Consider the following 13,953-nt stretch of genomic DNA (forward strand, 5'->3'; position numbering starts at 1 on the left):
TATGATACATCCAGAAATGAATCGGTGCCAAACAAGATGCCTGACACCGAGATGAAATAGATGAGGTTTAAGCAGATGCTGCGGAGGTTGATGTTGCTGACAATTGATATTGTGACAACATCGTCTGTTGCTGGTTTGCAATGTCGGAAACCTGCCCGGCACTACCGACCACTTCCTGCAAGCTTAACGCGGTATGTTGTCCCTGTTCAGCAATTAAAGCGATGGAATGATTCACCTCTGCTGTCGCTTTTTCTTGCTGTTCCGCTGCGACAGAGATCTGTTCAACACGGGCACAAATCCCTTGAACGGATGATTCAATTGACGTGAATGACGATTTAACTTCATCTCCTGACGCTAATGCCAGTGACATCTGCTCGCGTGAATCATTCACGGCCTGACGAGATCGATTGGCGGATGAGACCAACTCTGACATGAGTTGACGAATGTTAGTTGTCTGTTCTGATGTACCGCTTGCTAACTTTCTGACTTCATCGGCAACCACAGCGAATCCCCGACCCTGCTCTCCCGCTCTTGCAGCTTCTATTGCAGCGTTTAAAGCAAGCAGATTGGTATTCTCAGCAATTCCGCTGATCAGATTCACCATGCCCCGGATTTGATCAACGCGCTCAACTAATTCATTCATGGCCTCATCACTACTGTCCAGTCGGGCATTGAGAGACTTCAACGCATCCTGATTCTGAAGCAATACTTCGAGCCCATTCTGCGCATGAGAAACGGATAACTGGCTTTCCTGATAGGTCTCACCGGTAATTGATGCGATCTCACTGATTGATGCTTCAATTTCGGTCATGGTGGTGCTCATCCCTGCCAAAGCTTCATTCTGGCGCGTCAAACGTCGCTGACTACTTTCTGATGCCTGATGACTGATTTCAGAAGCCTGATACAGTGATGAGGATGTTTCGGTAACTTGATTAAGCGATAAACGAATCGCATTAATCACTTCATTCAAATTTCTGGCGACGCCTCTCAGCTCTGATGGCCCTGATTCAATCAGATTATCTGAAAAGTCTTTTTGCGCGAGAGAATGTAATTCGGTCAGAATATGACGCAGACTATGCAAAACCCACCGACGTAATAGAAACCACACGATAACCAAGACAATAATCGCAATAACCATGAACCACACCTGTGCAGCGGTTGTTACACTCAGTGTTTCTTTGACAAGTGACTGATTATCCTTAATCTGCTGACTGGCGGCCTGAGAAATATCATCCAGTTTCTGAATGGTTTCGGTTGCAATACTAATCGCTTGGTTAAGTTGTTCATCCTGTTTGTGGATCAAGTCAATCTGAGCCAATACCTGTTTGATGACACCGTGTTCCGCAAAACCTTGCTCCATGAGTTCATAAGGTGCCGTCAAACTGGCAAACTCAGATACCTCAGGATACATCTCCCGAAAATCATCAAAAGCCAGAGACACCCCCGCTTCACGGGTTCTCAGCGTTTTATAAAAATTTTGAGCAGCGGCTTCATCTTTCTCCATCATCAGCATCAAAAACAAACTTTCCATTTTTGATGCATTCGCAATAAAGCGATTGGCAGCATCCATTGCTTCGGGATTTTCAAACGCCAGCATATTAGCAATGCGGCTCATTTCCGGCCCGATAGAACTCACGCCATAACGAAAAGTCTCAGCAGCATCTTTTAACTGTGCTTGCTCTTTCAACTTCTTTGTTTGTATCAACATCAATGAGCGGCTGAGAGAGACAAATGTGTCCACATCACGAACAATCGTATCGACCTGCTCTTTAGTAAGACTGCTCTGCGAAACCGTATCATCAGCCTTATGTTTGAGTTGCTCTAATAAGGTTTGCGTTGCATTGATCTTTTGATCAATGCCGTCACGAATCTGAATCAGTTGATCTTGTTCTGTTGTCCGAATACCTGCACTCATCAGCTTGGTATTTTCGAGAATAGCCTGCACAAGCTGCGCGTTGGTAATTGCCAGCGGAAATGCCCGGTTAGATAAGTGATCAAACTGCCCGGCAACAGAATGTAGCCCACGGAGTCCCTGATAGGAAAGCAGAACCACAAACAGAATAAAGGCAACGAAACAAGCACTGATAATTCTGATAAGAGAGGATGAGGAAAAAAATTTGAAAATACGTAGCATCTGAATTGGTCATCTGGTGAATACCTGCGTTGATGCTAAGAATAAAAAATTTCACTCGTGTAACAGATATATGACAAATTCATGACAGTGATATTTATATCACTAAAATTCAACATTAGCGTAGCTGATTGTTCATATTCAGTCATACCTTGCAACAGCTGTATCAAAGAGATTCTTCATTAATGCGATAAATTCATCCAGAAAACGGATTTGTTCATTAGTTGCTTTTTTCTTCCAACATCCGGCCAAAACCTCTTCCAAATCTTCGGCAACCATATCTGCTTCTTTCAGAAGCTGGAAGCGGACACTTGAGTGAAGCTCAGGGTTTTGTTCGAAAATATCCATGATATTACTTGCAACTAAATCCGTTACAACATCTTCAACACTCTCCTGACCTATATCGCCTTCGTGCATGAACACGTCGAGATTTAATGAGAGATGCTCTATCAATGCCAGATAGCCTTCGGTTTCTACAACCACTTTTGTACTCCACGATGATTCATGTCTAAGCCAGCAATTACTTCTATTCTAATTATAGAACGCAATTTTTACAGTAGCGCTGTTTAGAAAATTATTGTTTTTGAACGTTTAGCACAGTCTATAAACAATCTGTAGCGAATTTCAAGGACTGAATGTTCAAATCGGAACAGTAGAGAACACATTAAATCACACTATTCTGGGGATGTATCATATCCAAGTCACTATTAATTATAAAGAATAGGCAAAATGATCAACTCTCACCTAGACTTACGTGGGCGTGGTTACGAGGTAATCGTTATGTGGCAAGGTATCGTAGAACAACTATCACTTACATTAGGCAAAGAATTTCAAATTCACGAGCGGCAAAGGATTCATGGCGGCGATATCAATGCCTGCTATGTCATCAGTGACGGAGCCGATAAATATTTTGTCAAAGTTGCGGAAAAAGAAGGGCTCTCACAATTGATTTGCGAACAAGATAACCTCAAAATCTTGGCGCGTAGTCATTGTGTCAACCTTCCCAAAGTGAGATTAGTCGGCAGCTCAAAGACTCATGCTTTTCTTATATTAGATTATATCAATTTCAAACCGTTGGAGAGCGGAGAGCGCAGCTACCTTTTCGGTGAGCAATTAGCACGTCTTCATCAGTGGGAAGAGCAAAAAGAGTACGGTTTTGATCAGGACAATTATATCGGTGTGACTATCCAGCCCAATTCATGGAATAAAAAATGGCATCGTTTTTTTGCCGAACAGCGAATCGGCTGGCAATTGCAACTGCTTTATGAAAAAGGCATCGTATTTGTTGATATCGATAAATTTGTCGAAGTCATTGCCCAACGGCTTGGTTCTCATCAACCCAAACCATCATTGCTTCACGGGGACTTATGGCATGGCAATGTGGCCGATAACGGGGACGTGCCCTTCTGTTTTGACCCGGCCTGTTATTGGGGAGATAGAGAATGTGATATTGCGATGACAGAGTTGTTCGGTGGATTCGAACCTGAGTTCTATCAAGGCTATGAAAGTATTTTACCGTTAGATCTGGCTTATCAAGAACGTAAGCACATTTATAATCTCTATCATATTCTCAATCACTGTAACTGTTTTGGCGGCCATTATCTCGATGATGCGCAACAGTTGATTCGCTATATTTTAGAGGAGTTATAACCTCAGAAGAACCATCGTGTGAAATGAATCATTAACCATGAGAGAAGACGCTGGGAATTAAGAGACAACTGGTTCAAAATACTGACGACGACACTGTCACATGGGTATCACAGGAGAGCAACAATGTTTACAGGTATAATTCAGTCTGTCGGTCTTATCTCATCTATCAGTGACCACCAAGGTATAAGAACGTTTGACATCGAGTTTGAACCTGGTTTCTGCAATGGCCTGGAAATTGGTGCAAGTGTTGCGGTTGACGGTGTTTGCTTAACAGTGACTGAGATCGTAACGGCGACAAAAGTGAAGTTTGACGTCATGCTGAAAAGCCTAGAAATTACCACGCTAAGCGAATACCGGCAGAACCAAAGCGTCAATGTAGAACGCGCAGCGAAAGACGGCGCCGAAATCGGCGGGCATCCACTCTCGGGACATATTGATTTCAAAGCGTCGGTTCTTGACGTACAACAAATTGATGATAACTATCGTGTCCGCATTTCAGTACCACGCGAATGGATGAAGTACATTTTCCCCAAAGGTTATATTGCCTTGAATGGCGCGAGTTTGACTGTTTCGGACGTGAATAAAAATGAAAGCTGGTTTGATGTCTGGTTGATCCCGGAGACTCGCAGAATGACGACTTTCGAACAAAAGCAGAACGGCTCACATATCAATATAGAAATCGAACGCGGTACGCAAGTCGTAGTCGATACCGTACGCGATGCCATTGATGAGAAAATGGGCGCTTTGATGCCATTATTTGAGCGATTCTTAGCCGCAAATAACACCGATATTGAGTCTATCGGCCAGGCGGCTCAAACAGCATTATCCAAACAGAACCACTCGTAGTCGGTCACATCAGAAGCGAGGTCATCCCACGCTTCTGCAACCAAGTGCAACTTGATGAATAAAAAGATTTTTTCCTCATGCGATTCGAGCAACTTTTACCACTCTTTGAACCATTGATGGAAACATTATTGCTGCCTCCTTCGTATGACAGTGATAGAATATATTCAGACGACTCTGATATGAGGCTCATATAATAGTTTCATTGAATAACGTCAGTGCAAGGACAAGCACAATGAGATGGCTCGGGTTTATGAGTATCATCTCAAGCAGGGCTCAGGCTATCGGGCTGCGGTTATATACCAAATGGATGTCAGAGAACCAATACCATCTCTGACGTTTCAGAATATGAGGTATATATAAATAGCAGTAAATTACGTTTTATTTTTTGTCTCATTGGGTAATTTTGTGCACCTCTATAAAGCAGAAACAAAAAAATTATTTAACCTTGCCGTTCCGGTGTTAATCGCCTCAGTGGCACAAACGGGAATGGGGTTTGTTGACACCGTGATGGCAGGTGGCGCAAGTGCTGTCGATATGGCCGCTGTTGCTGTTGCCGGTAGTATCTGGATGCCAACCATTCTTTTCGGCATGGGAATCCTGATGGCCTTAGTGCCAGTGATTGCTCAATTAAATGGCTCTGGCAAACAGAAGAGTATTCCTTACGAAATTCAGCAAGGTATCTATACGGCGCTTTTGCTCACCATCCCGACCATTCTGATTTTATTCCAGACCAACCAAATCATGGTCTGGATGGATATCGCTCTCCCTCTGGCGGAAAAAACCCGTAATTACATGTATGCCATGATGTTTGGCGCTCCGGCATTTTTGCTTTTTCAGGCGCTGAGAAACCTGACGGACGGAATGTCGATGACCAAACCTGCCATGGTGATTGGATTCCTTGGCTTACTGATCAACATTCCATTGAACTGGATCTTTGTCTACGGTAAGTTCGGTGCGCCAGCATTGGGCGGTGTCGGATGTGGCGTCGCGACAGCGATCGTTTATTGGACGATGTTCTTGATGCTGTGTTTTTATGTTATGACGTCAAAACGGCTGGAATCGATGTCTCCCTTCAGAGCACTTGCTCGGATCAATAAGAAAGAGCAAATTCGGATATTCAAGCTAGGGCTGCCCGTCTCAGCAGCCTTCTTCTTTGAAGTATCACTCTTTGCCGTGGTTGCCCTGCTCGTTGCCAAATTAGGTGCAACGGTTGTGGCTGCACACCAGATTGCTGTGAATTTCTCATCGATGGTGTTTATGCTGCCGATGAGTATCGGTGCCGCAGTCAGTATTCGTGTCGGTCATAAACTGGGTGAAGATGACTTTGAAGGCTCAATCATCGCCTCAAAAGTCGGCATCGGCTTAGGTCTGAGTACCGCTGTTATCACTGCGGCATTAACGATCCTGTTCCGTGAACAATTGGCTTGGATGTATACAGACAATCTTGAAGTCATTGCATTAGCCGCTCATCTGCTGTTTATTGCTGCGATTTATCAATGTACCGATTCAATTCAGGTTGTCTCCGCGGGCGCTTTGCGAGGCTATAAAGATATGAAGTCCCTTTTCTATATCACCTTTATTGCTTATTGGCTGTTCGGGCTACCTTTCGGTTGCATTCTGGCCTTTACCAACTGGATTGTAGAACCGATGGGCGTAGCCGGATTCTGGGTCGGATTTATCATTGGCCTATCTGCAGCAGCATTGATGTTAGGAACCCGACTGGTGTGGATCTTCAAACAGCATACGATTCCTAAACTGAATGTGGCTTCATCATGATTGAATCATCATCTTGATTATTTTCCAATAACGGGGATGCATCGCATCTCCGTTATTTTTTGAGTCCGATTCACCTGAATCCCCCTTCCACTCTAACGCCATCTAACTCTAACACCATCTAAAAAGAACGGTAAAAAATCGTAATACACGATTCAGTGCAGTCGCTCCCGGAGAAACCGAGCAAAACGTGGCTTTCCTTTTACGGTCAGCCGGTCATAACGATAAGTAATCCAGCTTCCGATAGCCGGAGGCGAGGCTCTCTGCTGATCCGTTAAACCGCTCCCAATATAAAACTCAACCCCGCTGCGGTTTCTGACTAACAGTGAGCCGACCTGATGCTGATACTTCCCCTTACCGTTTTTGTAACCAATCACCTGTGCTTCATCGTCGCGATATGGTTTCATCTTAAGCAACGTGTCACTACGCCCGGCGTGATAAACCGCATTCCAATCACGTAGCATTAAGCCCTCGCCCTTCGCATTAGTGATGTGCTGCATCAATTGATTCAGTGCCTTGTGTGATGTCACGGCAAGTTGCTGAATCAGATGAATGTTAGGAATATCGGGCTGACTCAACAGCCATGATTTAATTTTCTCATAGCGCTGATGGTAAGGACCGATGCCGAAAGGAATATCAAACAACATGAATGATATCTGTTGCCAGCTCGTTGGAGAGGGATGCTGATCTAAAATTGTCTGCTGAACAACATGAAACTGTCCTCTTCCGGCCCAGAGTTCTCCTTCAACCGGAAATGATGGTAACTGACGTAAAAACCACTGCGGGGCATGGAGCAGTGTGCCATTGCGAGTCCGTAAATGCCTGCCGTCCCAAACGCCGCGAATACCATCCAGTTTTTCACTGACTCGATAATGGCTCAATTCAAGTTCATTATGATGAGGGATGTAAGTGTTGGCCAGCATGACCTGTTCAGGCAGTTGATCATATAATCCGAATCCGGCGTCAGCCCCCTGTGCCATTATCAGGAGTGAAAGAAAGGTCATTTTTATTTTCACGGTGGCTCAATCCTGTTATCAGTTGGTCTGCCGATAACATGACTGAGCACCAGAGAGATGTCACCTGATGTCAGGTTTCAATTCGAGGGAAGATTCACTTTCTCATTCATCAGCGACATAACCGTTCATCAATATCGTGATATAACTCGAAAGAGAAATATGGCGTGCAACGTGCCGGTTAAGATTCTCTATTTTTCCGATACTCATGCAGTTGGGTCAGGTACTTAATCCAACTTTTCGCTTCACTGGACGGTTGAATCCGGTCGGCTTTCTTCGCCTGACTGAGAGCCTGCTCAAATTGATTGAGTTTGTAGAGTGCCTGCGTCCGTAGCAATGCAATATCTGCGGCCTGAGCATGTCCCTGCAATAAGGCCAATGCGTCAAGCGACTCCTGATAATTCCCTTGCTGTAATTGTAAACGAGCCACGTTCCGGTAATATTTTTTATCGTGTTGGGCTGCGAGCTGCCAGGTTTCAGTCGCTTCATCCCACTCTTTTGCCTGCTGCCAGTAGTAAGCCGTCTGGGTGAGTTCTTCGAGTGTCGGTGAGGATTGCCCAGCCAGCTCAGCCATCACCCGGGCCGCTCTTTCAGGTATGCCGTTTTGGGCATAAAGGCTCGCAAGTAATTTCAGATTTTGTTCCGAAAGTTTCACGCCTTTCAGTCGTGCCAGTTCTAACGAAGCAAGCGCCGAGCGGAACTGTTTGGTTTTGAGCTCCATATTCACCAATTGCAGCCACCAGTTACGCTGCTCAGGTTCAAGCGCCAGCAACCGCTTAATGGTTGGAATTGCAGCTTTGTACCGAGTCAGCTGGATTTGTGCTCCCAACTGAATTGAGAGTGGCGTCACCGCATCCGGCAGTTGAAAATGTTGGTATTGGGAGATCGCATCTAATGCTTGTTGCCACTGAGATAACAGATAGTGAATTTGTCCGATCCGCAGCCAGAGTTGAGACACGTCTTTTTTGGCCGGTGCGTTGTCTGCCAGTTGCCGATAATAGGTTACCGCTTCCTGATACTGATGGTCATTCGCCAACAGATCCGCCAGCATCCGCTTGGCTGACCAGCCCAGTTCATCTTTGAGCTGGTTTGATGTGACAGCGTAACGCGCTTGTACTATCGCCTGTTTACTTTGTTCATTTTGCCAGTAGTAATTAGCTAGCAGTAAAGCGACATAAGCCTGATCCTGTGGTTTCGCCGCGGTGACTGCACGCAGGGTCTCAATCGCCTGTTCCAGATGTTGTTGCTCGGCCTGTTTCTGAGCTTGCATCACTTGGGCTGCGACATGACGACTCAGTTCCACCGCAGAGACAGTGCTGGCATATAACCATAACAAACCGATAAAAATATATTTCATCTTCATTTATCCATCTCAAACTTGATGACCTGAGTCATTCCCACCTGTTTCTCAGCCTTGCCGTTCACAACCCGGGGCTGAAACTTCCACTGGCTGATCGCCCGTCTGGCTGAGCGATCAAAAATCCGTTTAGGCTGACTGTCGATCACCTGAATATTGATTGCCCGACCCGTCTCATCAATATCGAACTGTAATGTCACAGACCCCTCAATCTGCCGCCGCATCGCTTTAGGCGGATAATCAGGCTTGACCTGATACAGCGGCACGACCTGCTGACTACTGCCAATCGCATTGATATCGAGCGCAGGCGCCTGAATCGCTACGCCGTCCAAACCCACAGATAATCCCAACTCAGGGACAGACGCCATCGTCGGAGCATGATTGACCGACGACTGTTGCTGAGCGGCAGTCATCATTTTCGGAGCTTCAGGCGGCTTTGGTTTTTCCGGTACCGTTCTCTGGCGGCGCTGCACCGCATCATCCGGTTCAGTCATCAGCATATTAAACTGCAAAGCCCGCTGCTCTTCCGGCTTCTGATGCGAACCGTCATCCACCATCCAGGCCATAAAGCTAAACAGGCCGACGGAAAAAACAATTGCAACCGGCAGAGCCAATAACCAGCGCATCATTACCGTTTCTCCGCCGCCAATGCAATTTGTTGAACACCGGCACTTTTGGCCGCATCCATCACTTGGACGACAGTTCCGTTATAAGCGTGCTCATCGGCTTGAATCACCAAAGATGCATCGGGCTTATCCAGTAACATCTGTTCCAGTGTTGCCTGCACCCGTTCGACATCGACACGCCGCTTATCAATATAAATATCATTGGCAGCCGTTATCGCCACAAATACACCAGCCTGTTTCTGACTCACTGCATGTGCCGCTTTCGGCCGGTTCACTTCAACACCGGATTCGCGCACAAAAGAGCTGGTCACGATAAAAAAAATCAGCATGATAAATACAATGTCCAGCATCGAGGTCAGATCGACCTGCGCTTCATCCTGCTTTACTGAGCGTCTTCCCAGTCTCATAAACGACTCCTCAGTGACTTTTCGAGTTTCATTTCGAGCCACTGACATTTTTTATACAGTCGGGCATAGATAAACATGCCCACCAGTGCGGCAACCATCCCCGCCATAGTCGGCAGAGTAGCCAGAGAAATTCCCGAGGCCATAAGTTTCGGATTACTGCTGCCTTGGTCGGCCATTACATCAAAGACAGAGATCATCCCCGTCACCGTCCCGAGCAACCCTAACATCGGACAAATACTCACCAACACCTTGATAAAATTCAGATTCTGATGAAGCGCGTTGTGAGCCTGCCCCAGCCAACCTTCACGGATTGATCGGGCATACCACGAGGACTGATCATCTCGCTCAGTCCATGCCTGAATCCAGCGCTGTTTTTGTTTGGGAAAATGAAAAAACAGATAGATCAAACGCTCAATCACCAGTAACCAGTTCAAACCAACAACCGCTGCCAGCCACCATAACACCGTGCCGCCCTGAGCCATAAAATGGCTTAGCGGCAACAGTAACTGATGAAATGGCATGAAAAAACTTTCCATCACGCAGCTTGCTCCACATCATCTTTCGCGGCTTGATCGTTTTCTGCTTGTGCGGCCACTAAGCCAATTCCCTGTTTTTCAAGGATGGTACGAATACTTTCAGCCTGAGAAGAAAGAATGTTGTGTGCCAGTAACATCGGCATTGCAGCAACCAGCCCCAGCACCGTGGTAATCAACGCCATTGAAATGCCGCCGGCCATCACTTTCGGATCGCCGTTACCGAACTGCGTAATAACCTGAAATGTTTCAATCATCCCTGTCACGGTTCCGAGTAATCCGAGCATCGGTGCTAACGCGGCAAGGAGTTTGAGCATCGACAATCCTTTTTCGAGATGGCTTTGTTCATCAACTACAACTTCCAGCAGACGAAGTTCCAACGCTTCAACACTCCGGTGTTTTTCTTTGTCATAAACACTCAGCACCCGGCCTAACGGATTATCGCCGTGTCGCTCCGGCGTTTTCAGTTGCACTTTAATTTTTTGTTTAATCACAGCCAGTGAAATACCGCGGAAGAGACCGATAATAAAACCAATAGCAAGCAGACCGAGAATGATATTCCCGACAACGCCGCCCGCTTTTAGCCGATCCAACATGGTCGGAGCATTCGCAAGCTGCGCCAGTAAAGTTCCTTTTGACGGATCCACTATCAGCGGCTGGGTCTGACCTGCCAGTAATGGTGCAATACTGTTCAGCGTCGGCCCGTCATCGGGTTGCTTGAGATAAGGAATCGCCACCTGTTTGTTGTGATCCCAGTTCATATACCCTTGCTCAGTAATCAAACCAAATGAACCGAGACGAGCAGCCGCTTCGGTGTTTTTGATTCCCGCTTCATCGACGTAAGGAATATTCACAGCTGCGACTTCGCCACTGGCACGAATTTGCTCATTGAAACTCTGCCACAATCCGTTGAGCTGCTTGAGTGACGGCAGAGATTTCGCGGCGACAATATCATCGACAACCGGCGTATAAGTCTGTCGGTCAATCTGAGTGATTGAATGAGACAAATCTGACCGGAGGGTCTTTGCGTTTTGCCGCACCACACCGAAGATTTCACCCAACGAGCCGGTTTCCAGCCGGAGTTTTTCTTCCTGTTTCGCCAAAGCGCTTTCATTCTTACTGAATTGGGATGTCAGTGAATCAATCTCTTTTTGCAGCGCGGCTTTGGTTTTTTGCAAACGTTCCGCTTCTTCACGTAACGTCTGCTCGGTTTGCTGAAACGACGCTTCTCTCTCACGGTTATGTTGCCGTTCCTGTTGTTGTGCAGTTTGCGCTTGATTGACCAACGATGTCTGGTTGTGATTATCAGCCATAACGGATGTGGTCAGGCTGAATAAACAAAGGCTGAGGCATACTTTCAATTTCATCTTACTTTGCCTCCGCAACGGTGAGAGAAACAGGAACATCCAACAAGGTCGGAGCAATCTGTTGATTGGCTAAATCAAACGCTTGATTGATACGTGATAATAGTGCGGTGTCACCATTGATCCACTGATGAGATTGCATGTCCCACACCCAGAATGACTGATGATTTAAACTTCTCGCGATCAGACTCAGGCGACCGACATAAAGAATATCAGCTTCCCGGGTCACATCATCAGCCGTGGTGATATCATCCTGATAAGTTGCAATCTTATTACCGTAATCCATTTCGATTTGGTAGGCCTCTAAAATACGGCGATACTTTTCTGCCTCACTTACATCGGCTCTTCCCATCAACGCAGTCAATTTCTCAACACGTTCTTTGCGCTGTGCAAGTTTGATCGGTTTATCCTGTGCAATGATCTGTTTCAGTCCGTCAATCATGTGGTACATCAAAGGGACAATCCCCTGCCGGGTTTCTTTGATCTCATCGATTTGCTGCGTCAGACTGGTCATTTCTTGGTTCTGGCTGTCAATCAAAGTTTTCAGATGATGGCGATAAACTTGTAAGTTATTGACCTCTTCTCTCAGCCTTTCGATGGATGCTTTCAGTTCAATTGATTCAGAGGCACTCTTATCAATGACCTTCTGGCTGTGTGCGGAGGCCTGATTGGTTTTTTCCTGAATGGATTGAGCTTGATCGATTTTTGTTGCGAATGTCGGAAATGCTGCCAATGCAGCCAAAGCGAATGCACTGTATCTGAAACGATTCATAGAGATAAAGTAGGTTGCGTCAAATTGATTTCATCTTAATGAGAAAAACTCTCATTATCAACAGATAAATCAATTCTATGCTACGATTTGCGCTAAACTGGCAGTCATTCAAAAATTTGCCATCAACCAACAACAAACTGGCTCGACACCACTTCGATACTGTCTCTATCAACTGATTGAATTATATGACAACACCCCCACTCTTTTACCGGGACATATTGATCGACACGCGACGCTATCGTTTGCAGGCTCTTCAGTCTATGATTCACAACACTTTTTCGTAAGGAGTACATCATGCAGCCCCGAATTGTCGGACACCGCGGTGTCGCCGGAAGCTACCCGGAAAATACCATGGCCAGTATCATGGCCGCGATTGACCTCGGCCTTGAATGGATCGAGGTGGATATTCAGCCCACCAAAGATCAGGTTCTGGTGGTCTGTCACGATTACAAAATTAATCGCTGTAGTAACGGTAAAGGACGCATTGATCAACTAACCGTCGAGGAACTTCAACAGTTCGACTTCGGCAGTTGGTTTGCACCAAGTTTTGCCGGAGAAACCATTCTGACCTTGCAAGAACTGCTCAGAGTTGTGAAAGCAACGGGTATCCATGTCAATCTCGAAGTGAAACTCGATCATGAGGCGACCGGCCCGGTGATTGCCTCACTCAAGAAAGAACTAGAGACCAGTGATGTCTCACCCGATTCGATTTTATTATCCAGCTTCCATCATGATGTGATGCGGGAAATGAGCCGTCAGCTGCCTGAATTTCGTCTCGGTGTTTTAGCCGAAAGACTGAACAAAAAAATTATCCGTCTGTTGGATGAAACATCCGCTTTCAGTTGCCATCTCAATGCACGCTGGCTGACCAAGAAACAGATCAAAAAGCTACGCGAAAAGTCAGTTGAGATTTGGTGTTATACGGTCAACAATCCGCGTTTCCGACACCTGTCTGCCGTTGATGGGATTTTCAGTGATTTTCCGCAACGATTTTTAGCACCAGCAACGGCTCAAAAAACAGAAGGTTGATGCAGAAGTGTTTAATATAAGCTGATAGTCTGAATGAATCTATCAGCTTCGTTTCCCCGATATGACTGGATCTTACTGGTTACCATTCGTTGTTAGATCTGCTTTATATCTCAATTTGTATAGCAATTCTTTGACTTACTTTTACTCATATTTGTACTGTAATGTTCAACATGTGGATCATTCACTTATATGAGGTAGTTGTCTATGTTCAATATAAACTGTAGTGGTACGGTGAATTTGGCCACCTGATTAGAGGTGTTAAAATACACCTCATAGCATGACAGGTGAAACTATGACCAAGCGTACCAGACGCACTTTCAGTGCGGAATTCAAACTCGAAGCAGCGCAACTTGTTCTCGATCAAAACTACACCGTTGTTGAAGCTGCAAAAGCCATGGGTGTTGGTAAATCGACAATGGATAAGTGGGTAAGGCAGCTCAAGCAAGAAAAAA

General features: G+C 45.8%; 14 protein-coding genes. 5 read left to right on the forward strand and 9 right to left on the reverse strand.

Going from position 1 to position 13,953, the window contains the following annotated elements; all coding sequences use genetic code 11:
• Positions 1 to 67: 67 nt before the first annotated feature.
• Together VR7878_RS10085 and VR7878_RS10090 are read right to left on the reverse strand one after the other, a co-directional pair.
• Positions 68 to 2,134, reverse strand: a complete 2,067-nt coding sequence (locus tag VR7878_RS10085) for a methyl-accepting chemotaxis protein (protein WP_077335824.1) — start codon at positions 2,132 to 2,134, stop codon at positions 68 to 70.
• A 138-nt stretch (positions 2,135 to 2,272) separates the two neighbouring features.
• The gene (locus VR7878_RS10090) at positions 2,273 to 2,614 is read right to left on the reverse strand and encodes a DUF3802 family protein (RefSeq protein WP_077335826.1); all 342 of its coding nucleotides are present in this window, start codon (positions 2,612 to 2,614) and stop codon (positions 2,273 to 2,275) included.
• Between the two features lie 297 nt (positions 2,615 to 2,911).
• Between VR7878_RS10090 and VR7878_RS10095 the strand changes: the two genes are divergently transcribed.
• The 3 genes from VR7878_RS10095 to VR7878_RS10105 all read left to right on the forward strand — a co-directional run bounded on the left by VR7878_RS10095 (position 2,912) and on the right by VR7878_RS10105 (position 6,403).
• Positions 2,912 to 3,781, forward strand: a complete 870-nt coding sequence (locus VR7878_RS10095) for a fructosamine kinase family protein (protein WP_077335848.1) — start codon at positions 2,912 to 2,914, stop codon at positions 3,779 to 3,781.
• Between the two features lie 123 nt (positions 3,782 to 3,904).
• Positions 3,905 to 4,627: a riboflavin synthase subunit alpha gene (locus VR7878_RS10100; protein WP_077335828.1), complete on the forward strand. Its 723-nt coding sequence runs from the start codon at positions 3,905 to 3,907 to the stop codon at positions 4,625 to 4,627.
• Between the two features lie 405 nt (positions 4,628 to 5,032).
• The gene (locus VR7878_RS10105) at positions 5,033 to 6,403 is read left to right on the forward strand and encodes an MATE family efflux transporter (RefSeq protein ID WP_077335850.1); all 1,371 of its coding nucleotides are present in this window, start codon (positions 5,033 to 5,035) and stop codon (positions 6,401 to 6,403) included.
• 152 nt (positions 6,404 to 6,555) lie between these two features.
• Here the strand turns inward: VR7878_RS10105 and VR7878_RS10110 are convergent, their stop codons facing one another.
• The 7 genes from VR7878_RS10110 to VR7878_RS10140 form a co-directional block, all read right to left on the reverse strand.
• Positions 6,556 to 7,416 (reverse strand): DNA ligase, encoded by an 861-nt coding sequence (locus tag VR7878_RS10110; protein ID WP_077335830.1) that lies wholly within the window; start codon positions 7,414 to 7,416, stop codon positions 6,556 to 6,558.
• A 178-nt stretch (positions 7,417 to 7,594) separates the two neighbouring features.
• On the reverse strand, positions 7,595 to 8,770 hold the full coding sequence (locus VR7878_RS10115; protein ID WP_205409448.1) for a tetratricopeptide repeat protein: 1,176 nt from the start codon (positions 8,768 to 8,770) through the stop codon (positions 7,595 to 7,597).
• A gap of 2 nt (positions 8,771 to 8,772) precedes the next feature.
• Positions 8,773 to 9,399 (reverse strand): energy transducer TonB, encoded by a 627-nt coding sequence (locus VR7878_RS10120; protein ID WP_077335834.1) that lies wholly within the window; start codon positions 9,397 to 9,399, stop codon positions 8,773 to 8,775.
• Positions 9,399 to 9,803, reverse strand: a complete 405-nt coding sequence (locus VR7878_RS10125) for an ExbD/TolR family protein (protein WP_077335836.1) — start codon at positions 9,801 to 9,803, stop codon at positions 9,399 to 9,401. Before VR7878_RS10125 ends, VR7878_RS10120 begins: the two co-directional genes overlap by 1 nt.
• The gene (locus VR7878_RS10130; protein ID WP_077335838.1) at positions 9,800 to 10,339 is read right to left on the reverse strand and encodes a MotA/TolQ/ExbB proton channel family protein; all 540 of its coding nucleotides are present in this window, start codon (positions 10,337 to 10,339) and stop codon (positions 9,800 to 9,802) included. The genes VR7878_RS10125 and VR7878_RS10130 overlap by 4 nt, the downstream gene beginning before the upstream one ends.
• Positions 10,339 to 11,703: a MotA/TolQ/ExbB proton channel family protein gene (locus VR7878_RS10135; protein ID WP_077335840.1), complete on the reverse strand. Its 1,365-nt coding sequence runs from the start codon at positions 11,701 to 11,703 to the stop codon at positions 10,339 to 10,341. The genes VR7878_RS10130 and VR7878_RS10135 overlap by 1 nt, the downstream gene beginning before the upstream one ends.
• A gap of 1 nt (position 11,704) precedes the next feature.
• Positions 11,705 to 12,472: a DUF3450 domain-containing protein gene (locus VR7878_RS10140; RefSeq protein WP_077335842.1), complete on the reverse strand. Its 768-nt coding sequence runs from the start codon at positions 12,470 to 12,472 to the stop codon at positions 11,705 to 11,707.
• Positions 12,473 to 12,766: 294 nt separating this feature from the next.
• On the opposite strand from VR7878_RS10140, the gene VR7878_RS10145 reads away from it, so the two are divergent.
• Positions 12,767 to 13,501 carry a glycerophosphodiester phosphodiesterase family protein gene (locus tag VR7878_RS10145; RefSeq protein ID WP_077335844.1) on the forward strand — a complete coding sequence of 245 codons (735 nt, stop codon included), beginning with the start codon at positions 12,767 to 12,769 and terminating at the stop codon, positions 13,499 to 13,501.
• Between the two features lie 292 nt (positions 13,502 to 13,793).
• Positions 13,794 to 13,953, forward strand: a 160-nt coding sequence (locus VR7878_RS10150) for a transposase (RefSeq protein ID WP_077333472.1), incomplete at its 3' end; no start/stop codon positions are given.

The organism is Vibrio ruber DSM 16370, assembly GCF_900163965.1.
GTDB classification, from domain to species: Bacteria; Pseudomonadota; Gammaproteobacteria; order Enterobacterales; family Vibrionaceae; genus Vibrio; species Vibrio ruber.

Bases quoted from the DNA above. Each gene is read 5' to 3' on its own strand.
- VR7878_RS10085 (WP_077335824.1), bottom strand. From the start codon at position 2,134: ATGCTACGTATTTTCAAATTTTTTTCCTCATCCTCTCTTATCAGAATT.
- VR7878_RS10095 (WP_077335848.1), top strand. From the start codon at position 2,912: ATGTGGCAAGGTATCGTAGAACAACTATCACTTACATTAGGCAAAGAA.
- VR7878_RS10100 (WP_077335828.1), top strand. From the start codon at position 3,905: ATGTTTACAGGTATAATTCAGTCTGTCGGTCTTATCTCATCTATCAGT.
- VR7878_RS10115 (WP_205409448.1), bottom strand. From the start codon at position 8,770: ATGAAATATATTTTTATCGGTTTGTTATGGTTATATGCCAGCACTGTC.
- VR7878_RS10120 (WP_077335834.1), bottom strand. From the start codon at position 9,399: ATGATGCGCTGGTTATTGGCTCTGCCGGTTGCAATTGTTTTTTCCGTC.
- VR7878_RS10125 (WP_077335836.1), bottom strand. From the start codon at position 9,803: ATGAGACTGGGAAGACGCTCAGTAAAGCAGGATGAAGCGCAGGTCGAT.
- VR7878_RS10130 (WP_077335838.1), bottom strand. From the start codon at position 10,339: ATGGAAAGTTTTTTCATGCCATTTCATCAGTTACTGTTGCCGCTAAGC.
- VR7878_RS10135 (WP_077335840.1), bottom strand. From the start codon at position 11,703: ATGAAATTGAAAGTATGCCTCAGCCTTTGTTTATTCAGCCTGACCACA.
- VR7878_RS10140 (WP_077335842.1), bottom strand. From the start codon at position 12,472: ATGAATCGTTTCAGATACAGTGCATTCGCTTTGGCTGCATTGGCAGCA.
- VR7878_RS10145 (WP_077335844.1), top strand. From the start codon at position 12,767: ATGCAGCCCCGAATTGTCGGACACCGCGGTGTCGCCGGAAGCTACCCG.